Below are 20009 nucleotides of genomic sequence, written 5' to 3'. Positions count from 1 at the left end.
ACCTGGCGGTGGCCCGCCGCCACCTGCTGCCGCTGACCGCCGTCGGCCTGGCCGACGTGGCCGCCAACGGCGCGTACGCCGCCGCCTCGCACAGCGGCTCGGCAGCCGTCGCGGCGGTGCTCGCCTCGCTCTACCCGGTGGTCACCGCGCTGATGGCGCTCGGCCTGCTCAAGGAGCGTCTGCTGCGGGTCCAGGTGGTCGGCGCGGGCCTCGCGCTGGCCGGGACGCTGCTACTGGCGGCGGGCTGACCTGCCCGGTGTCCCTATAGTTGCGGGATGGCACGCACCGTACGCACCGTATCCAAGACCACCTTGTTCGACCTGACCGCCGCCGAGCGCTCCGCCCTGGAAGGGCTGGCGCAGCGGCCCACCGCGATGGGGATGCGGGCCAAGATCGTGCTCGCCTCCGCCGGGCAGGGCAAGGCCGCGAAGCCGGTACCGGTGGACACCGTGCTCGCCGAGCTGAACGCCTCCCGGGAGTCGGTCAACAAGTGGCGCAAGCGCTTCCTGACCGAGCGCCTGGCCGGGCTCTCCGAGGAGCTGCGGGCCGGCGGCCCGCGCACCATGACGGACGAGCAGATCGCCAAGGTGGTCGGTGAGACGCTCGGCAAGAAGCCCCGCCTGGGCACCCAGTGGACGGCCCGTGAGCTGGCCGAGCGGACCGGGGTCTCGCAGCAGACCGTCGCCAAGGTCTGGCGCGCCTTCGACCTGGCCCCGCAGCGCACCGAGGCCGTCACGCTGGCCACCGACCCGCTCGCGCTGGACCGCGCCCACGACGTGGTCGGCCTCTACCTCGCCCCGCCGGAGCGGGCCCTGGTGGTCTGCGTGGACGAGAACCGGCGCAGCGCCACCGGCTACGCGGGCAACCCCGACCGGGGCCTGGCCGAGGTCCTCGAACTGACCGACGGTCAGGTGGTCGGCTCACTGCACCGCCGGCACCGGGCGGTGGAGTTCCGCAAGTTCCTGGACAACCTGGAGAACACCGTCCCGGCCGGCCTCCAGGTCCACCTGATCTGCGACAGCTACGCCACCCACAAGGCGCCGACGGTGAAGAACTGGCTGCTCGCCCACCCGCGCTTCCAGCTCCACTTCACCGGCACCGGCCCGGCCTGGACCGAGCTGGCCTCCCGCTGGCTCGCCGCCCTGCGCAGCACCGACACGGCGCTGGCGCAGCAGGTCCGGGACTGGGTCGGCACGCTCGGAGCGGAGACGGCCACGGACGAGGAAGAGGAAGCGGAGACCCTGGCGTCGTTCGCCTGGACCAAGGACACCGCGGCGATCCAGCAGGCCCTGGGCGGCTGAGGTCGCCCATCAGACCGGCCAGCCGTCCCGGGTGGTGATGGTGCGCCCGTACGGACCGTCCGGCCCGGTGCTGCGGTAGGTCTCCACCGAGCCGCCGGTGCGGACGGTCGCGTCGCCGTCGTGCCGGTGGGCGGACGGGGCGTAGGTGTGGTTTACCGTGCTGCGGCGGCCGTCGTCCGTCGTGGTGCGGTGGTGGCCGAGCACCATCTCGGTGCGCTGGTCGGTGCTGCCCGCGGCGTCGGCCGTGTAGCGGTAGCGGACGTCCAGCGGAGCGCTCTCCTGGACGGTACTGGTGGACGGCGGGCCGCCGCCCCTGCGGGTGCTGGTCGAGGTCTGGTCGGTGCGGTTGTGCAGCGTCAGATCGCCGCCGCCGTCCCGCAGTTGCTGGTCGGAGCGGAAGGTCCGGTCGCTCCTGACCTCGGTGCTGACCCGGCCGTGCGAGGTCTGTACCCAGCCCTTGGCCAGGTCGTGGCGGGCCGCGGTGACCGTCCAGTCGCCGCTGCCGCCGCCCAGGTCGGTGAGCTCGGTGCGTACGGCGGCCTCGGGGGCGACCTGGTGCTGCGTCAGGGCGCCGGAGGTGCGGGTGCTGCCGTGGTCGACGGTGGCGAACAGGTTGAGCTGGCCGGTCCAGCCGTCGTTGCTCTGCCGCTCGGCCGCGTTGACGGTGAGTGAGACGGCGTGCGGGCGGCCGTCCAGCAGCAGTCCGACGTACGGGGTCAGGTCGACCTGGTACGCGGGCAGGTCGAAGGCGAAGATGCCCGGGGTGGGCCGCCAGAGCAGCGGGTCCCAGCCGCCGGTGTAGATCACCGGATAGGGCCACACCGCCCCGGCGACCCGGCCGTCCACCGCGAGCCGCAGTTCCCGGAACGGGCCCTGGCCGCAGTAACCCCGGCCCGGGTTGGCCCGGACGAACTCCTCGGGTGCGGAGGCGTACGCGAACTCCTCGCAGGCGCCGCCGCCGCGTGCGTACACCTCGGCGGTCAGCCGCTCCAGGTTCTGCGGGAAGGTGAACTCCCTGCTGGTGCCCGGGTGCGCCTGGTCGAGGGTGAAGCCGCCGCCGGTGAGCACCCGGTCGGCGGTGCGGGCGGCGGGCCAACTCGCCGAAGCGGTGTAGAAGGTGAAGGTGGCCGAGATCACGAAGACGCCGGTGTAGGTGCCGTCGGTGACGTTGGCCAGGTCGAACTCGAAGGGCTGAGTGCCCGTCAGCACCGGCGCGTACCGGGTCACATCACGCTCGACCCGCCACTCGATGCCGTCCCGGGAGGGCTCGGGCGTGGAGGACATCAGCACCTCGACCCCGCCCACCCGGACGGTGAACAGCCGGTCGAACTGCCGCCCCGCGACGCTGCCGTGCAGGTCGAGGACCACCTTGGACCAGGGCCCTGCACAGTCGGCGGGCGGGGTGAGGGAGCCGCTGTACGGGGTGTCGGCCGGGCTGCCGTAGCCGTCCTTGAACGCCCGCTCGTGCATCACCTCGACCACGCAGGACCGGGTGTCCGGCCTGGTCAGCGGCTGTGCTGCGGAGATCGGGTCGTGGTAGTCGGAGCCGAAGTCGGCGTGCGCGGTGCCGCCTCCGGCCAGGACGGCCGCGAGGGCCAGGACGGCGGCACCGAGGGCGCGGGCCGCTCGGCGCAGTACGGGACGGGCGGACAACGCGGCCTCCGGGGCTGAGGGTTCCGACAGTGGCACCGGCATCCTTCCGACAGTGATCTGGACCTGTCAATGCCGCCGCCACAATCGAGCCCCCGCTAAGCCGGTCAGCGCTGCTGGCAGCGCGGGCACCAGAAGAGGTTGCGGGCCGCGTGCGTCTCGGTCCGCACCTCGGTGCCGCAGACCAGGCACGGCATCGCGGCCCGCCGGTAGACGTAGACCTCGCCGCCGTGGTCGTCCACCCGGGGCGGCCGCCCCATCGCCTCGGGGGTGTGCTCGGGACGGACGGTGTCGATCCGGCCGATGCCCGCGCCGTCGTGCATCAGCTCCACCAGGTCGGCCCAGATCGCGTCCCACTCGGCCCGGGTCACGTCACGGCCCGGGCGGTGCGGGTCGATGCCGAGCCGGAACAGCACCTCGGCCCGGTAGACGTTGCCGACGCCGGCCAGCACCTTCTGGTCCATCAGCAGGGCCGCCACCGTGGTCCGGCTGCGGGAGATCCGCTCCCAGGCCGGGCCAGGGTCGCTGCCGGGGCGCAGCGGGTCGGGCCCGAGCCGGGCGTGGATCGCCGACTTCTCGGCGCCGGTGAGCAGTTCACAGGTGTTGGGACCGCGCAGGTCCGAGTACGTCTCGTCGTTCTCCAGCCGCAGCCGCACCAGCCCCACCGGCGCGGGCGCCGGGGCGGTGCCGAAGGTGAACACCCCGTACAGCCCGAGATGGACGTGCAGCCAGCGGTCACCGGCGAACCCCAGGAACAGGTGCTTCCCGTGCGCCTCCGCCTCGGCGACGGTCTGCCCGTCCAGTAGTGCCGCGCCCTCCGCGAACCGCCCCTGCGGGCTGCTCACCCGGGCGGGCCGGTGGGCGAACGCCTTGGCGTGCTCGGTCGCGAGACGGTGGATGATGTGGCCCTCGGGCACGAGCTCTCCCCTCCAGGACGGGTGCGTGACGACCGTCCGATTCTCGCAGGCGGGGCCGACAGTCCCGGCCGCACCGGGTCAGGGCGCCGCCGCCACCGCCTGGGAGCGGTCGGCGGCGATCCGTACCGCGAAGGCCCCCAGCAGCGTGCCCATCGCGTACCGGTGCACCCGCTGCCACAGCGGACGCCGCGCGAAGAACACCGCCACCGAACCCGCCGTCAGGACGAAGAACACGTTCCCGGCCAGGCCGACCGCGATCTGGGTCAGCCCCAACAGCAGGCTCTGCACCGCGACATGGCCACGTTCGGGCGCGACGAACTGCGGCAGCAGCGAGACGTACAGGATGGCGATCTTCGGATTGAGCAGACAGGTCAGCAACCCCATCAGGAACAGCCGCGTCGGCCGGTCGGGCGCCAGCTCCTTCGGCGTGAACACCGATCCGGCCCCGGGCCGCACGGCCTTCCAGGCCAGCCAGAGCAGGTACGCCGCACCCGCCAGCTTGAGTGCGAGGTAGATCTCCGGCACCACCGCGAACACCGCCGCGATCCCCGCCGTCGCCGCCGCCAGGTAGGTGAGGAACCCGACCCCGACCCCGGCCAGCGAGATCAGCCCGGCCCGGCGCCCCTGCGCCACCGACCGGGACACCAGATAGATCATGTTCGGCCCGGGCGTCAGCACCATCCCCAACGACACCACCGCGATACCGGCTATCGCACCGACCTCGACCACACCGTCCCCCTCAGCCACGACCGCTCCGTCGAACCCGATCATGATGCCACGACGGAGTGACGGCAGGTCAGTACTGCCGGGGCGGGGTGCCGGGCTGCATCGGCGGGCATGGCCCGCACCTTGTCGGTCGGACGTACGACCGACCAGCTGTCCGAAGGCGGAGCGCGGCAACAGCAGGCGTCAGCGGCCGGCCAGCCGGGCCGCTATCACCTGGTCCAGGGCGGCGGCGGTGCTCGGGACGTCCAGGTGGGAGTTGTCGATGATCGGCAGCCCGGAGTTGTACCAGCCGGCCATCCGCCCGTGGATCCGGGCCACCTCCTCGTCGCTCAGGCGGCGGGTGCCGGCCCGGCGGGCGTTCCTGGCCAGCACCGAGTCGAGGCCGGGCAGCAGCACCACCGGGATCATGCCGGGGCCGATGTGGCGCTTCCAGCCGCCCAGGCCGACGGCGGGCAGGTCGGGGAAGACCGCGTCGTCGATGATGCAGGAGATGCCGTTGGCCAGGTAGTTCCGGCAGGCGAAGCCGCAGGTGCGGCGGGCCAGCCGGTACTGCGCCTCGGAGGCGTTGTTCCAGCCGGACTGCGGGTTGGCGAACCCGGCCTGCACCCACTCCCGGACGTCGTCCAGGCTGATGTGCGCGGTCGCGGTCGGGCGGCGCTCGGCCCAGTGTCTGGCCACCGTGGTCTTGCCCGCCCCGGCGGGGCCGATCAGCAGCACCGCGAGCGTGAGTGCGGGCGCCTGCGGCGGCGGCAGCTGGACCGGTGCGCCGGTCGGAAGGGCGAAGTGACCGGTGGCGGCCTGCGGCGGGTACGGCGGCCGGACCGGCTGGGCCGGATAGCCCGGCGGCACCTGACCTCCCCCTGCGTACTGCGTCACTGAGCACCTCCCGACGGGGACACTACACGTCGGCCCGGTGGCGGGCACAGCCCGCCACCGAGTTTTTGATCATGCGTCAGCGGGTGGTGAGCTGCTCCGCGAGCGCACGAAGCGCCAGCTCATAGCTGCCGATCCCGAATCCGGCGATGGTGCCGGAGGCGACCGCGGCGATCACCGAGTTGTGCCGGAAGGTCTCCCTCGCGTACGGGTTGGAGATGTGCACCTCGATCAGCGGGGCGGTCCGCTGCGCGGCGGCGTCCCGCATCCCGTACGAGTAGTGCGTGAAGGCGCCCGGGTTGATCACCACGGGGGTCTTCTCGTCGGCGGCCCAGTGCAGCCACTCGATCATCTGCTGCTCGGAGTTGGTCTCCTTGACCTCCACCTCGAAGCCGAGCTCCTTGCCGAGCTTGGTGCAGCGCTCGACCAGCCCGGCGTACGAGGTGGCGCCGTAGACGTCCGGCTCCCGGCTGCCGAGCCGGCCCAGGTTGGGGCCGTTCAGCACCAGCACCCGGCTCACGACGACACCTCGGCGTACGCGGCCACCAGCACCTGCGGGTCGGGGCCCTCCAGCACCGAGGTCTTGGCCAGACCGTCCAGCACGATGAAGCGCAGCAGGTCGCCGCGCGACTTCTTGTCGATCTTCATGGCGTCCAGCAGCTTCGGCCAGGCGTCCGCCCGGTAGGTCAGCGGCAGGCCGACCGAGCCGAGCACCGTGCGGTGCCGGTCGGCGGTCTCGTCGTCCAACCGGCCTGCCAGACGGCCGAGTTCGGCGGCGAACACCATGCCGATGGAGATCGCGGCGCCGTGCCGCCACTTGTACCGCTCGTTGCGCTCGATCGCGTGGCCCAGGGTGTGGCCGTAGTTCAGGATCTCGCGGAGGCCGTTCTCCTTGAGGTCGCCCGAGACCACGTCGGCCTTGACCTGGATCGCCCGGCGGATCAGCTCCACCGTGTGCTGCCCGGCCGGCGTCTTGGCGCCCTCCGGGTCGGCCTCGATCAGGTCGAGGATCACCGGGTCGGCGATGAAGCCGCACTTGATTACCTCGGCCAGGCCGGAGACGTAGTCGTGCTTGGGCACGGTCTCCAGGGTGGCCAGGTCGGCCAGCACACCCACCGGGGGGTGGAAGGCGCCGACCATGTTCTTGCCCTCGGCGATGTTGATGCCGGTCTTGCCGCCGACCGCCGCGTCCACCATGCCGAGCAGCGTGGTGGGCATCGACACCCAGCGCACCCCGCGCAGCCAGGTGGCCGCCACGAAGCCCGCCAGGTCGGTGGTGGCCCCGCCGCCCAGGCCGACGATCACGTCGCTGCGGGTGAAGCCGGTCTGCCCGAGCACCGACCAGCAGTACGCGGCCACCTCGGCGCTCTTCGCCTCCTCGGCGTTCGGCACCTGCAGCAGGATCGCGTCGTAGCCCTCGGCGGCCAGGTCCTCGCGGATCGCCTCGCCCGAGGCCTCCAGCGCCTCGGGGTGGATGATCGCCACCCGCTTGGCCCGGGTGCCGATCAGCCGGCCCAGCTCGCCGAGCAGCTGACGGCCGATCAGCACGTCGTACGGGTCGTGCCCGGCACTGCCGCCGACGTGGATGGTGACGGTGTCGCTCATGGGGTCTTCAGCTCCAGTGCTTCCAGTACGGCGTCCGCGACCTGCTCCGGCGAACGGCCCTCGGTGGCCACCACTGCGGTGGCCACCTCCAGGTACAGCGGGCGGCGGGCCTCCATCAGCTCGCGCCAGGCGGCGCGCGGGTTCACCGCGAGCAGCGGGCGCGGGGCGTCCAGGCCGACCCGCTTGACCGCGTCGCCGAGCGCCACCTCCAGGAACACCACCGGGAGGCCGCGCAGCAGTTCACGCGTCGGCTCCGCCATCACGGCGCCGCCGCCGAGCGCGAGCACTCCGTCGTGCGCGGCGGTGGCCGCCTCGACGGCGCGCAGCTCCAGCGCCCGGAAGTGCGGCTCGCCCTCGTCGATGAAGATCTCCGGGATCGGCTTGCCCGCGAGCAGCTCGATGTCCTGGTCGGTGTCCCGGAAGGTGACGTCGAGGCGCTCGGCGAGCAGCCTGCCGACCGTGCTCTTGCCGGCCCCGGGCGGGCCGACCAGCACGACGAGCGGTGCGGTCATCGGACGATCAGGTTGTCGAGGTAGCCCTGCACGTTGCGGCGGGTCTCGGAGACGTTGTCGCCGCCGAACTTCTCCGCCACCGCGTCGGCCAGCACCAGGGCCACCATCGCCTCGGCGACGATGCCCGCGGCCGGCACGGCGCAGACGTCCGAGCGCTGGTGGTGGGCCTTGGCGACCTCACCGGTGCGCACGTCCACGGTCTGCAGCGCGCGCGGCACGGTCGCGATCGGCTTCATCGCGGCCCGCACCCGGAGCAGCTCACCGGTGGACAGGCCGCCCTCGGTACCGCCGGAGCGGCCGGAGGTCCGCTTGATGCCCTCGGCGCTCGGCACGATCTCGTCGTGCGCCTGCGAGCCCGGCACCCGGGCCAGCTCGAAGCCGTCGCCGACCTCGACGCCCTTGATCGCCTGAATACCCATCAGGGCGGCGGCCAGCCGGGCGTCCAGCCGGCGGTCCCAGTGCACGTGCGAGCCGAGGCCCACCGGCACGCCGTACGCCAGCACCTCGACCACGCCACCGAGGGTGTCGCCGTCCTTGTGGGCCTGGTCGATCTCGGCGACCATCGCCTTCGACGCGTCCGGGTCCAGGCAGCGCACCGGGTCCTCGTCGAGGCGGGCCTCGTCGGAGGGCAGCGGCAGCACACCGGCCGGGGCCTTGGCGGCGGCCAGCTCGACCACGTGCGAGACGATCTCGATGCCGCAGGTCGCCTTGAGGTAGGAGCGGGCCACCGCGCCGAGCGCGACCCGGGCCGCGGTCTCCCGGGCGGAGGCGCGCTCCAGGATCGGGCGGGCCTCGTCGATCGAGTACTTCTGCATCCCGGCCAGGTCGGCGTGGCCGGGGCGCGGGCGGGTCAGCGCCTCGTTCCTGGCCAGACCCGCGAGGATCTCCGGGTCGACCGGGTCGGCCGACATGACCTGATCCCACTTGGGCCACTCGGTGTTGCCGACCATCACGGCGACCGGGGAACCCATGGTCTCGCCGTGCCGGACCCCGCCGAGGAAGGTGACCTCGTCCTGCTCGAACTTCATCCGGGCACCGCGGCCGTAGCCGAGCCGCCGACGGGCCAGCGCGTCGGCGACCAGTGCGGTGGTCACCGGCACCCCGGCCGGCAGGCCCTCCAGGGTCGCGACCAGTGCGGGGCCGTGCGACTCCCCCGCCGTCAGCCAGCGCAACGTACCCAACGGGAGCTCCTTCGTCAGCGGCCGGGCGGCCGGGCGTTCGTTCGCCACGATCCTTTCACGTCCCGGGAGCCATCGGGCGCATGGTCCGCGTTGCGGACATGATCGGTCCGAACCTTGTCAGCTTGCCCCGGCCAGCGCGGCCTCGCCCGCGGCCCGCATCGCGGCCAGCGGGCCCTCGGCCACGCCGGTGAAGTACTCGAACTGGAGCACCGCCTGATGCACCAGCAGATCGAGGCCGCCCAGCACGGTGGCGCCGCGCGCCGAGACCGCCGTGACCAGCTCGGTCGGCCACGGGTGGTAGAGCACGTCGAACAGCGCGCCGGGTGCGCCAGTGATCCCCGGGGCGAACGCGTCGGTGGCCCCGGCCGGGGTGGTGGAGACGGTCAGCGGCGCGGCCAGCGCCGAGGCCCCGTCCGCCCAGTCCGCGGTCCGCAGCTTGAGGCCGAGCCGCTCGCCCAGCTCGCGCATCTCGGCGGCCCGCTCGGCGCTGCGCACGTAGACGGTGACCTCGCCGGTGCAGACCTGGGCGAGCGCGGCCAGCGCCGAGGAGGCGGTCGCACCCGCGCCGAGCACCGAGGCCGACTCGACCGAGTCGATCCCGCGCTCGCGGAGCGCGTTCACCAGCCCCGGCACGTCGGTGTTGTCACCGCGCCGGTGGCCGTCCGCGCCGAACACCACCGTGTTCACCGCGTCCACGCTCAGCGCGGTCGGGCTGACCTCGTCCAGCAGCGGGATGATCGCCCGCTTCAACGGCATGGTCAGCGACAGCCCGGCCCACTCCGCCGGGTCGAGGCCGGCCACGAAGGCGGGCAGCCCGGCCTCGTCCACCTCGTACCGGCCGTACTGCCACTGCGTCAGCCCGAGCGCCGCGTACCCCGCCCGGTGCAGCACCGGCGAGAGCGAGTGCGCGATCGGCGAGCCGAGCACGGCCGCCCGGTGCCGCGTCGTCACGTCTTGCACATCCCGGCGGCCTCGTCGAAGCCCCACTTGTTGGCGGTGCAGTAGTCCTTGACGTCCTTCTTGAAGGCGTCGAAGGTGACCGCGAAGCGGGTCTCCTGCGGGGAGAGCGCGACGAAGTAGACCCAGTCGCCCGGCGTCGGGTTGAGCATCGCCTTGATCGCGTCGTCACCGGGGTTGGAGATCGGGGTCGGCGGCAGGCCCTTGTTGACATACGTGTTGTACGGGCTCTTGTCACCGTCCTTCTCCGCGACGGTGAACTTGGTGCGGCCCAGCTTGTACTGCAGTGTGGTGTCGAGCTGCAGCTTGCCCTGGGTCGCGGGGGTGTTCAGGCGGTTGGAGATCACCCGGGCGATCTTGCCGAAGTCGGCCGAGTTGTTGCCCTCGGCCTGCAGGATGCTGGCCGCGACGAGCACCTCGTAGCCGCTCTTGAGGCCGATCTTCTGCGCCCCGGCGTCCAGGTTGAGCTCCTGGTAGTGCTGGGTGGCGTTGGCGACCATCTGCTTGAGCAGGTCCTCGGGCTTCATGCCCTGGCTGATCGGGTACTTGGTCGGGTACAGGAAGCCCTCGAGGTTGCCGTTGGCGTACGGCGGCAGGCCGAGGGCCGCCACCTGGGCCTTGGCCACTCCCGCGGTGGTGCCCGGTGCGAGCTTGAGCTTGCCGTCGATCAGCGCGTAGGTGTCGACGGCCTTGCGGCCCTCGGGCACGATCAGCGCGTTGCCGCCGGCCGACTCGACCAGCAGCTTGACCGCCTCGTCGCCGGACATCTGGTGGTGCAGGGTGAAGAAGCCCGGCTGGATCGTGATCGCCTTGGGGTTCCGGTTGAAGGCGGAGGTGAACGCGTCGATGCTCTTCACCACGCCGGCGTCCCTGAGCACCCGGCCCATCACCCCGCCGGCCGAATCCGGCTTGATCTCCACCTGCACCGAGCCGGTGCCCGCGCCCGCGAAGTCCGGCGGCGGGCCGAAGTGCTCCTGGTAGAAGCCGTACCCCCACCAGCCGGCCCCGGCCACGCCGCCGAGCAGCACCAGCGCGACCACCAGGCAGGCGCCGCTGTTGCGGCGGCCGGACTTCTTGCCCTTCTCCTTGCGGTTGCGCTCGGCCGAGCGGGAGTCGTCCTGATCGCCGAAGAAGGACTCCTGATCCGGCTCCTGCTGCGCCTCGACCTCGTCGTCCGCCCACTGCTCGGGCTCGGGCTCGGCCACCGAAGGCCGGACCTGCGGCGCGTCCAACGCGGCGGCCTCGGCCTCCCAGTCGATGCCGTCCGGGCCCGGGCCCGCGGGCTGCGGCGCGGCCGGCTGCGGGGGCTGCTGCTGGTAGCCCTGCTGCTGCGGCATCGGGCGGCGCGGCTGCTGCACCTGCTGGGGCTGCGGCTGCTGTACGTACTGGGGCTGTTGCTGCTGCTGGCCGTACTGCGGCTGCTGGGGCTGCTGCGGGTAACCCGGCTGCTGCGGCTGCCCGTAGCCGCCGTACTGACCCTGCTGCGGGTAGCCGGGTTGCTGCGGCTGCGGCTGCTGGCCGTACTGCGGCTGCTGCTGCGGCCACGACTGCTGCGGCTGCTGCGGGTAGCCCTGCTGGCCTCCGCCGTACTGGTCCTGGGCGTACTGCGGCTGCTGCCACTGGTCGCCCGGAGCACCGCCCGGCCCGGGATCGCCCGGCTGCCAAGGCCGCGTGCCCTGGGGCTGGTAGCCCCCGCCCAGATCAGTCATCGATCCCCTTAAGCCGGTCCGGCAAGACATCTCGAACCGGCGTGCTAAAGCAACGTTTGGAGGGAGACGTTACCGTACCGCAGCGTTAACTCCGGTGGGCCCGGACGGACAGTCAGTGACCGCCTGCGCTCGGTGAGGAGGACTGCTCGGCCTGCCGGGCGTTGAACTCGGCCACGTTGCGCTGGTGCTGCTCGTAGCTGTCGGTGAAGCGGGTGTCGCCCGGCCCGACGGTGACGAAGTACAGCCAGTCCCCCTCGGCCGGGTGCGTCGCCGCCTGGAGCGCTTCCCGCCCCGGGTTGGCGATCGGGGTCGGCGGCAGGCCCGGGTGCAGGTAGGAGTTGAACGGCGAGTCGAGCTTGGTGTCACCGGCGGTGGTGGTCAGGGTCGACCGGTTCAGTGCGTAGTTGATGGTCGAGTCGAACTGCAGTGGCATCGACTTCGCCAGCCGGTTGTAGACCACCCTGGCCACCTTGGTCATGTCCTCGGGGTTGTCCGCCTCGCCCTGCACCAGACTGGCCAGCGTGAGGATCTCGTACGGGCTCCGGCCGAACGCTTCGGCCGCCTCCGCCACCCCGTCCGAGGTCTGCCGCTTGGCCGCCTGAGCCACCATCAGCTGCAGCAGCGTCAGCGGGGTGGTCTCGCCGGTGACCGGGTAGGTGGAGGGGAAGAGGTAGCCCTCCGGGTTGCCGCGGGCCGATTCGGGCAGGCCCAGTGCCGCAACCTGCTGCCCGGCCACCCCCTTGGTGGTCCCCGCAGCCAGCTTGAGCTTCTGGTCGACCGCCGCGTAGATCTGCTCGGCCCGCCGGCCCTCGGGAATGGTCAGCGCGTTCGCGTTGGCCGGGTCCAGCAGGACGTTCAGCGCGGAGACGGCCGCCATCCGCAGGCGCAGCGTGTACGTGCCCGGCTGGATCCGGGTGCCCGCCGGGCTCTTGGCCGCCGCCTCGGTGAACGCCCGGACGCTGGCCACCACGCCCTCATTCTGCAGGGTCTGGCCGATCTGGGTGAGGGTCGCGTCCTGGACCACCGAGATCTGGGCGGTGCCGGTGCCCGACCCGGCGAAGTCCGCCGCCTTCTCCTGGCCCGACGGCCAGAACAGGAAGGTGGCCAGCGCCGCCAGGCCGAGCACCCCGGCCAGCGCGAGCACACTCAGGCAGCAGGCCAGACCAGTGCGCAGCCGGCGCGGGTCGGGCGGCTCGATCCCGGGCGACTGCCCCGGCGGCAGCCCCTCGGGCTCGGCCACCGGCGCGCCGAGGTGACCGCCTGCGGAGTTCCGCAGGTGCCCCGTCCGGGACGCTAGATCAGAATGATCAGCTGATCGGCTCGACGCTCTCACCGGGGGCGCGACCACTCACCCGTTCGGTCTCAAGGGCGCTCTGCAGGATCACCACGGCGGCTGCCTGGTCGATCACCGAACGCCCCTTCTTCGCGTTCCGGCCGGAGGCCCGCAGGCCCTGGGCGGCGGTGACGGTGGTCATCCGCTCGTCCACCAGACGCACCGTCACCGGGTAGACCAGCATGGCCAGCCGGCCCGCGTACTCGCGGACCTTGAGGGCGGCCGGGCCCTCCTTGCCGCTCAGCGAGCGCGGGAGGCCGACCACCACCTCGACGGCGTCGTACTCCTCGACGATCGCCTTCAGCCTCGCCTGCGAGCGGCCGCCCGCCGGGACCGTCTCCACCGGGGTGGCGATCAGCCCGTCGGGGTCGCAGGAGGCGACCCCGATCCGGGCGTCGCCCACGTCCACGGCGATCCGGCGGCCCCGGCGGAAGACCTTCTCCTCCTGAGCCTCCATCAGCTGGCGCGCTCCGCGACCAGGCCACGGACGGCGGCGATCGCCTCGTCCACGGCGGCCGGGTTGCTGCCACCGCCCTGGGCGACGTCGTCCTTGCCACCGCCGCCGCCACCGAGGGTCTTGGCGGCGACCTTGACCAGCTCGCCGGCCTTGACGCCGCGTGCGCGGGCGTCCTCGTTGGTGGCGATCACGGTCACCGGACGGTCGTTGGCCACCGTGAACACAGCGACCACGGCCGGGCGGGAACCGAGCCTGGCCCGCACGTCGAGGACCAGCTTGCGCAGGTCGTCGGCGCCGGTGCCGTCGGCGACCCGGGCGGCCACCACCGTGACGCCGTTGACGTCCTCGGCGCTCCCGGCGAGACCGGCGGCGAGCGCCAGCACCTTCTCGGCGCGAAAGCGCTCGATCTCCTTCTCGGCGTCCTTGAGCTTGGCGAGCATGCCCGAGATCTTCTCCGGCAGCTCCTCGGGACGGCCCTTGACCAGCTCGGTGAGCTGGGCCACCACGGTGTGCTCCTTGGCCAGGAACTTGTACGCGTCGGCGCCGACCAGCGCCTCGACCCGGCGCACGCCGGCGCCGATCGAGGCCTCGCCGAGCAGCTTCACCAGGCCGAGCTGGGCGGTGTTGCCGACGTGCGTGCCACCGCAGAGCTCCTTGGAGAAGTCCCCGATGGTCACCACCCGGACGGCGTCGCCGTACTTCTCGCCGAACATCGCGATGGCACCCGACTTGCGGGCCTGATCCATCGTCATGACCTCGGCGGTGACCTCGAGCTCACGGGTCAGCACGTCGTTGATCTTCTGCTCGACGTCCACCAGCACCGAGCCCGGCACCGCGGTCGGCGCGCCGAAGTCGAACCGGAACCGGCCCGGGGCGTTCTCGGACCCGGCCTGGGCGGCGGTGGGGCCGAGCGCGTCCCGCAGCGCCTGGTGGGTCAGGTGGGTGGCGGAGTGCGCACGGGCGATCGCCCGGCGGCGGTCCAGGTCGATCTGGGCGTACGCGTGCGCGCCCAGCACGACCTCACCGACCACCACGCGGCCCTTGTGCACGACCACGCCGGGCACCGGCGCCTGCACGTCGCGGACCTCGACCACGGCGCCGGAGTCCAGCCGGATCCGGCCCTGGTCGGCGAGCTGGCCGCCGCCCTCGGCGTAGAACGGGGTGCGGTCGAGCACCAGCTCGATGTCGTCGCCCTCGTGCGCGGCCGGGGCCGACACACCGTCGACCAGCAGGCCGACCACGGTGGCCTCGCCGTGCGACTCGGTGTAGCCGGTGAAGACGGTGGCACCCGAGCGGTCCGCCACCTCGCGGTAGGCGGAGACGTCGGCGTGGCCGTGCTTCTTGGCCCTGGCGTCGGCCTTGGCCCGGTCCCGCTGCTCCTTCATCAGGGTGCGGAAGCCGTCCTCGTCCACCGACAGGCCCTGCTCGGCGGCCATCTCGAGGGTGAGGTCGATCGGGAAGCCGTAGGTGTCGTGCAGCTGGAACGCCTTGGCACCGGCGATCACGGCCGAGCCGGCGGACTTGGTCTCGGCGACCGCCGTGTCCAGCAGCAGAGTGCCGCTGCGCAGCGTCTCGAGGAAGGAGGCCTCCTCGCCGACGATGACGGCCTCGATCCGGTTCTTCTCGGTGAACAGTTCCGGGTACTGCGGACCCATCGCGTCGATGGTGACGTCCGCGAGCACCTTGGCGACCGGCTCGGTGGCACCCAGCAGCCGCATGTTGCGGATCGCCCGGCGCAGGATCCGGCGCAGCACGTAGCCACGGCCCTCGTTGCCGGGGGTGACACCGTCGGAGACCAGCATCACCGAGGTGCGGATGTGGTCGGCGACGACCCGCAGCGAGACGTCCGACTTGGTGTCGGCGCCGTACTTGTGGCCGGTCAGCTGGGCCGCCCGGTCCAGGATCATCCGGCTGGTGTCGATCTCGAAGAGGTTGTCGACGCCCTGCAGGATGGTGGCCAGGCGCTCCAGGCCGAGGCCGGTGTCGATGTTCTGGTTCGGCAGGTCGCCCAGGATCGGGAAGTCGTCCTTGCCGGTGCCGGCGCCACGCTCGTACTGCATGAAGACCAGGTTCCAGATCTCCATGTAGCGCTCGCCGTTGACGGCCGGGCCGCCCTCCTCGCCGTACTCGGGGCCGCGGTCGTAGTTGATCTCCGAGCACGGGCCGCACGGTCCTGGAACGCCCATCGACCAGAAGTTGTCGGCCTTGCCGAGGCGCTGGATCCGCTCGGCCGGGACACCGATCTTGTCCCGCCAGATCGCCTCGGCCTCGTCGTCGTCCTGGTAGACGGTGATCCAGAGCTTCTCGGGCTCCAGGCCGTAGCCGCCCTCCGCGACGGGGGTGGTCAGCAGCTCCCACGCATAGCTGATCGCCCCCTCCTTGAAGTAGTCACCGAAGGAGAAGTTGCCGCACATCTGGAAGAAGGTGCCGTGCCGGGTGGTCTTCCCGACCTCCTCGATGTCCGGGGTCCGGACGCACTTCTGCACGCTGGTGGCGCGGCTGAAGGGCGGCTTGACCTCGGCGAGGAAGTACGGCTTGAAGGGCACCATGCCGGCCGGGACCAGCAGCAGGGTGGGGTCGTCGGCGACCAGGGACGCCGACGGAACAACGGTGTGGCCGCGCTCCTCGAAGAAGCGCAGCCAACGGCGGCGGATCTCTGCCGACTCCATCATTGGTCCTTCCGGTTGGTGGTTCCGCCGGGCAGCTCGTCGAGCTGACGCGGCGTCGAATCAATGGCTTGGGGGGTCTTGCTCGTCTTGCTGTTGCGAAGGCTGGGGCGCAGGGCGGCAGCCGGGGAGCCGGGTGCCGCCGAGATAGCTCGGTACTGCGGCTCGCCGCGCAGCGCTCGCCGACGGGTCGGCTCGACCACGGCGGTGCCGTCCAGGCCGAGGTCGCCGCGCAGCTGCTCCTCGCGCTCGGCCATCCCGGCCCGGACGTCGGCGGCGAACCGCTTGGCGGTGTCGCCCAGGTGCAGGGCGCCGCGCGCGGCGGTACCTGACAGGCTGTCGGGAGTGAGCCGGTGCACGGCCTCGTTGGCCTTGCTCATGGCCCAGACGGTGGCTCCGGCGCCGACCGCCATCCAGAAGATGCGTCGCACCATGGTCAGCCCCTCACCGCTCGGCGTACCCGGCCCAGCAGCCCGCCGCCGCGCGGTGCGGTGGCGGCCCGGACCTCGGCCCGGATCAGCCGGGCCAGTTCCTCGCGCTCGCCCGCCTGCTGGGGCACCGTCAGACCGGCCTGCTGGCGGCTGACCGCCTTGCGGACGCCGTAGCTGAAGGCGGCCACCTTCACCAGCGGGCCGCCGATGGTGGCGGCGACGGTGGAGGACAGCGCGTTGGCGTTGGCAGCGGCGTCCTGGACGTTGGCGGTGATCTCGTCGACCCGCTCCAGCTGCTCGTTCGCGCTCCGGACGGCGGCGCCCGCGTCGGTCAGCAGCGGCACGGCCTGCTCGGTCACGGCGGCGACCAGCACGGTGGCCTCGCGCAGCACCTTGGAGAGCCGCACCAGCACCACGGCGAGCAGGGTGACCAGGACCGCCCAGAACACGGCCACCAACAGGCCGGCCAGCTCTCCCACGGACACCTTGCGCGCTCCCTACTTGCCACGTATCTCAGGTTTGAACCCTATCGCGCTCCGCAACGAGTTACTCGCACCCACCCAGGGCCTCGGCGACTGCGGGCGATCGATTGCCTGGCCGGTCACCTCAGTAACCTACCGGTGGGTCACCTCGTTGGGCGGGATGGCTCGCAGGTCGCGGGCCCGGTACCGGCCACGGGGGCGACGGAAGTGTTCAGTGCGACAGACCGGCTGCCCGCCGAGTTGACCAGCTTCGTCGGCCGGGAGGCCGAACTCGCGGGCCTGACCGGCCTGTTGCGAGCCGGACGGCTGGTCACCGTGACCGGCCCCGGCGGCGTCGGCAAGACCCGGCTGGCGCTGCGCGCGGCCGCTGCGGCGGCGAGCCGCTTCGCGGACGGCGTCCGGCTGGTCGAGGTGGGCGCCGTCCAGGACCCGCTGCTGCTGGGGCACGCCGTACTGGAGGCGCTCCGGCTGACCGACTCGACCGCCCGGCCGCCCGAGGACGTCCTGGTCGAGCAGCTGGCCGACCGCGAGCTGCTGATCGTGCTGGACAGCTGCGAGCACCTGGTGGCGCCCTGCGCCGAGCTGGTGACGACCTTGCTGCGGGCCGCCCCCGGGCTGCGGGTGCTGGCCACCAGCCGGGAGACCCTGCGGGTGCCGGGCGAGCACCGGATGCCGATCGCCCCGCTGCCGGTCAGCACCCCGGACGGCGCCCCCGCCGAGGCGGTCCGGCTGTTCGCGGACCGGGCCGCCGCCGTCCTGCCGGGCTTCGAGCTGACCGACCGTAACCTGGCCGAGGTCACCCAGCTCTGCCGCCGGCTGGACGGCATCCCGCTGGCCGTCGAGCTGGCCGCCGGGCGGCTGCGGGCGCTCTCGGTGGAGCAGATCGCGCTCCGGTTGAACGACCGCTTCCGGCTGCTCACCGGCGGCGACCGGAGCACCCCCGAACGGCACCAGACCCTGCGCACCACGATCGGTTGGAGCCACGAGCTCTGCACGCCGAAGGAACGTTTAACCTGGGCCCGGCTCTCGGTCTTCTCCGGCAGCTTCGACCTGGACTCCGCCGAGTACGTCTGCGTCGGCGAGGGCCTGGCCGCCGACGAACTCCTCGACCTGATCGGCGAGTTGATCGGCAAGTCGGTGCTGCTCCGGGAGGAGGGCGAGCTCGGCGTCCGGTACCGGCTGCTGGACACCCTGCGTGAGTACGGCGCCCAGTGGCTGCGCGCCACCGGCGAGGAGTACCGCCTCCGCTGCCGGCACCGGGACTGGTATCTCGGGATGGCCAGCTGGGGCGAGATCGAGTGGTTCGGCCCGCGCCAGCAGGAGACCGCCGAGCGGACCAGGCTGGCCCACCCCAACCTGCGGACCGCACTGGAGTTCTGCCTGGCCGAGCCCGGCGAGGAGCAGCTCGCGCTGCTGCTGGCCGGCACCCTCTGGTTCTACTGGGTCGGCTCCGGCCACCTGGGCGAGGGCCGGCACTGGCTGGACCGGGCGCTCGCGCTGGCCCCCGAGCCGACCGAGGCCAGGGCCAAGGCGCTCTGGGTCACCGGGTACATGGCCACCCTGCAGGGCGATCTGGTCCGGGCCAGGCCCGCGCTGGCGGAGTGTCACCGGCAGGCACTGGAGACCGGCGACGACCGCGCACTGGCGTACGCCGTGCACCGGCAGGGCTGCGCCGCCCTGATCGGGGACGAACTCGCCCGGGCCACCGAGCTGTTCGAGGACGCGCTGTGGCACTACGACGCGATCGGCGAGCTGAACAGCAACGTGCTGATGGCGATGTTCGAGCTGGGCGTCGCCTACCTGTTCCAGGGCGACACCGAGACCGGCCTGCACTGGTTGGACAAGGTCAGGGAGACCTGCGAGGAGCACGGCGAGCAGTGGGCGTACGCCTACGGGCTCTACGCGATGGCGTACTCGAACTGGACGGCCGGCGAGCTGCGCAAGGCCCGGGCACACGCCCGGGAGTGCGTGCGGCTGAACCACCTGTTCCGGGACCTGCTCGGGGTGGTGCTGGCGCTGGACATGCTGGCGGTGCTGGAGACCGAGGGCCCGGATCCCGACCTGTACGAGGCCCGGGTGCTGCAGGGCGCGGCGCACCGGATCTGGCGGGCCGTCGGAAAGCCGTTCTTCGGCTCCCGCTCGTTCAACGGCCCGTACCGGACCTGCGAGGAGCGGACCGGGGAGGGGCTGCCCGAGCAGGAGTTCGGCGAGGCGTTCGCGCTGGGCGCGGCACTGGATCTGGACCAGGTGGCCGCCCGGGTGCTCGGCCGGGAGCCGGTGGACACCCCCTGGAACGGGACGAGCCCCGCAGCCGAAAGGCTGCGGGGCTCGGTACCGACCGCGGGTCAGCGCGAGTAGTACTCGACGACCAGCTGCTCGTCGCAGATCACGGGGACCTCGCGACGGAGCGGGGCACGGTCCAGGCGGAACGCCAGGGCGCGAAGGTTGACCTCGAGGTACTTCGGGGTCTGACCCTCGCCCGCGTAGCCACCCTCACGGGCGACCTGGAACGGGACCTTCTCCTTGCTACGGTCACGCACGGTGACGACGTAGCCCGGCTTCAGCTGGAACGACGGCTTGTTGACCTTGCCACCGTTGACCTCGATGTGGCCGTGAACGACCATCTGACGAGCCTGGTAGATGGTGCGGGCGATGCCCGAACGCAGGACCAGCGAGTCGAGGCGGACCTCGAGGTCGGCGATCAGCGCGTCACCGGTCTTGCCCTCGGCCTTCTTCGCGCGGTCGAACGCGCGGGCCATCTGCTTCTCGCTGAGGTCGTACTGCGCGCGCAGACGCTGCTTCTCGGTCAGACGGACCTTGTAGTCAGAGTTCTGCTTGCGGCCACGGCCGTGCTGGCCGGGCGGGTACGGGCGGGCCTCGAAGTACTTGACGGACTTCGGGGTCAGCGGAATGCCCAGGGCACGGGCAATCTTGACCTTGGGGCGCTTCTGGTTCGCCATGAACCAAACCTTCCTTGCGAATGAATACGGCTGCACCAGGTGTTGATGGAGGTTGCTCCTCGCGACCAGGAGAAAAACCACCCCGAGGGGTGATCAGCCGCTCTCCGGGCCGGGCACATCTGTGCTTGCACACGTGCGGCCCATCGCCGGGAAGGTGATGGGCTGCCCGCGACACCGAAAACGGTGCGCAACGCTCCAGGAGAATCCCTACGAGAGGGAGACTCGGGCCACTGCCCCGCTGGTGCGGAC

19 protein-coding genes are annotated in these 20009 nt (G+C 72.1%); 3 read left to right on the top strand and 16 right to left on the bottom strand.

What is annotated here, in order from left to right:
* On the top strand, window positions 1–248 hold a 248-nt coding region (locus ACXJMZ_RS32580), incomplete at its 5' end, for an EamA family transporter (protein ID WP_457033621.1).
* A 27-nt stretch (window positions 249–275) separates the two neighbouring features.
* The gene (locus ACXJMZ_RS32575; RefSeq protein WP_457033620.1) at window positions 276–1301 is read left to right on the top strand and encodes a helix-turn-helix domain-containing protein; all 1026 of its coding nucleotides are present in this window, start codon (window positions 276–278) and stop codon (window positions 1299–1301) included.
* A 9-nt stretch (window positions 1302–1310) separates the two neighbouring features.
* Here ACXJMZ_RS32575 and ACXJMZ_RS32570 read toward each other — a convergent pair whose 3' ends face one another.
* The 15 genes from ACXJMZ_RS32570 to ACXJMZ_RS32500 form a co-directional block, all read right to left on the bottom strand.
* Window positions 1311–2954, bottom strand: a complete 1644-nt coding sequence (locus ACXJMZ_RS32570) for a peptide-N4-asparagine amidase (RefSeq protein WP_457033619.1) — start codon at window positions 2952–2954, stop codon at window positions 1311–1313.
* A 104-nt stretch (window positions 2955–3058) separates the two neighbouring features.
* Window positions 3059–3868, bottom strand: coding sequence for an Fpg/Nei family DNA glycosylase (locus tag ACXJMZ_RS32565; RefSeq protein WP_457033618.1), 810 nt, complete (start codon window positions 3866–3868; stop codon window positions 3059–3061).
* Window positions 3869–3946: 78 nt separating this feature from the next.
* Entirely contained in the window at window positions 3947–4597 is a 651-nt protein-coding gene (locus ACXJMZ_RS32560) for a LysE family translocator (protein WP_457033623.1), read from the bottom strand.
* 180 nt (window positions 4598–4777) lie between these two features.
* Window positions 4778–5518, bottom strand: a complete 741-nt coding sequence (locus ACXJMZ_RS32555; protein WP_457033617.1) for an AAA family ATPase — start codon at window positions 5516–5518, stop codon at window positions 4778–4780.
* A gap of 28 nt (window positions 5519–5546) precedes the next feature.
* Window positions 5547–5987, bottom strand: coding sequence for a type II 3-dehydroquinate dehydratase (gene aroQ, locus ACXJMZ_RS32550; RefSeq protein WP_457033616.1), 441 nt, complete (start codon window positions 5985–5987; stop codon window positions 5547–5549).
* Window positions 5984–7072, bottom strand: coding sequence for a 3-dehydroquinate synthase (gene aroB / locus ACXJMZ_RS32545; protein WP_457033615.1), 1089 nt, complete (start codon window positions 7070–7072; stop codon window positions 5984–5986). The genes aroQ and aroB overlap by 4 nt, the downstream gene beginning before the upstream one ends.
* Window positions 7069–7584, bottom strand: coding sequence for a shikimate kinase (locus tag ACXJMZ_RS32540; protein WP_457033614.1), 516 nt, complete (start codon window positions 7582–7584; stop codon window positions 7069–7071). The genes aroB and ACXJMZ_RS32540 overlap by 4 nt, the downstream gene beginning before the upstream one ends.
* Window positions 7581–8765 (bottom strand): chorismate synthase, encoded by a 1185-nt coding sequence (gene aroC, locus ACXJMZ_RS32535; protein ID WP_457033622.1) that lies wholly within the window; start codon window positions 8763–8765, stop codon window positions 7581–7583. Before aroC ends, ACXJMZ_RS32540 begins: the two co-directional genes overlap by 4 nt.
* 117 nt (window positions 8766–8882) lie before the next feature.
* A complete protein-coding gene (locus ACXJMZ_RS32530) occupies window positions 8883–9716 on the bottom strand; it encodes a shikimate dehydrogenase (RefSeq protein WP_457033613.1) in 834 nt (277 codons plus the stop codon).
* Window positions 9713–11431, bottom strand: coding sequence for an endolytic transglycosylase MltG (gene mltG, locus ACXJMZ_RS32525; RefSeq protein WP_457033612.1), 1719 nt, complete (start codon window positions 11429–11431; stop codon window positions 9713–9715). Before mltG (ACXJMZ_RS32525) ends, ACXJMZ_RS32530 begins: the two co-directional genes overlap by 4 nt.
* A 112-nt stretch (window positions 11432–11543) precedes the next feature.
* Window positions 11544–12671, bottom strand: a complete 1128-nt coding sequence (gene mltG / locus ACXJMZ_RS32520; RefSeq protein ID WP_457033611.1) for an endolytic transglycosylase MltG — start codon at window positions 12669–12671, stop codon at window positions 11544–11546.
* A gap of 67 nt (window positions 12672–12738) precedes the next feature.
* Entirely contained in the window at window positions 12739–13221 is a 483-nt protein-coding gene (gene ruvX / locus ACXJMZ_RS32515) for a Holliday junction resolvase RuvX (RefSeq protein WP_457033610.1), read from the bottom strand.
* Window positions 13221–15890, bottom strand: coding sequence for an alanine--tRNA ligase (gene alaS, locus ACXJMZ_RS32510; protein ID WP_457033609.1), 2670 nt, complete (start codon window positions 15888–15890; stop codon window positions 13221–13223). Before alaS ends, ruvX begins: the two co-directional genes overlap by 1 nt.
* On the bottom strand, window positions 15890–16321 hold the full coding sequence (locus ACXJMZ_RS32505) for a DUF6167 family protein (protein ID WP_457033608.1): 432 nt from the start codon (window positions 16319–16321) through the stop codon (window positions 15890–15892). Before ACXJMZ_RS32505 ends, alaS begins: the two co-directional genes overlap by 1 nt.
* Window positions 16322–16323: 2 nt before the next feature.
* Window positions 16324–16803, bottom strand: coding sequence for a DUF948 domain-containing protein (locus tag ACXJMZ_RS32500; protein ID WP_057228183.1), 480 nt, complete (start codon window positions 16801–16803; stop codon window positions 16324–16326).
* A gap of 204 nt (window positions 16804–17007) precedes the next feature.
* Here ACXJMZ_RS32500 and ACXJMZ_RS32495 point away from each other — a divergent pair, with 204 nt between their 5' ends.
* Complete coding sequence (locus ACXJMZ_RS32495; protein ID WP_457033607.1) at window positions 17008–19158, top strand: ATP-binding protein; 2151 nt, start codon at window positions 17008–17010, stop codon at window positions 19156–19158.
* On the opposite strand, the gene rpsD is transcribed toward ACXJMZ_RS32495, so the two are convergent.
* Complete coding sequence (gene rpsD / locus ACXJMZ_RS32490) at window positions 19146–19760, bottom strand: 30S ribosomal protein S4 (RefSeq protein WP_457033606.1); 615 nt, start codon at window positions 19758–19760, stop codon at window positions 19146–19148. The two genes, ACXJMZ_RS32495 and rpsD, sit on opposite strands and share 13 nt — an antisense overlap.
* Window positions 19761–20009 lie beyond the last annotated feature (249 nt).

The sequence above is a fragment of the Kitasatospora sp. P5_F3 genome, assembly GCF_054049135.1.
Note: the sequence above shows the minus strand (reverse complement) of the source record. Positions and strands in the feature narration are given on the sequence as shown.

Bases quoted from the DNA above. Each gene is read 5' to 3' on its own strand.
- ACXJMZ_RS32575 (WP_457033620.1), top strand. From the start codon at position 276: ATGGCACGCACCGTACGCACCGTATCCAAGACCACCTTGTTCGACCTG.
- aroB (WP_457033615.1), bottom strand. From the start codon at position 7,072: ATGAGCGACACCGTCACCATCCACGTCGGCGGCAGTGCCGGGCACGAC.
- ACXJMZ_RS32540 (WP_457033614.1), bottom strand. From the start codon at position 7,584: ATGACCGCACCGCTCGTCGTGCTGGTCGGCCCGCCCGGGGCCGGCAAG.
- mltG (WP_457033612.1), bottom strand. From the start codon at position 11,431: ATGACTGATCTGGGCGGGGGCTACCAGCCCCAGGGCACGCGGCCTTGG.
- ruvX (WP_457033610.1), bottom strand. From the start codon at position 13,221: ATGGAGGCTCAGGAGGAGAAGGTCTTCCGCCGGGGCCGCCGGATCGCC.
- alaS (WP_457033609.1), bottom strand. From the start codon at position 15,890: ATGGAGTCGGCAGAGATCCGCCGCCGTTGGCTGCGCTTCTTCGAGGAG.
- ACXJMZ_RS32505 (WP_457033608.1), bottom strand. From the start codon at position 16,321: ATGGTGCGACGCATCTTCTGGATGGCGGTCGGCGCCGGAGCCACCGTC.
- rpsD (WP_457033606.1), bottom strand. From the start codon at position 19,760: ATGGCGAACCAGAAGCGCCCCAAGGTCAAGATTGCCCGTGCCCTGGGC.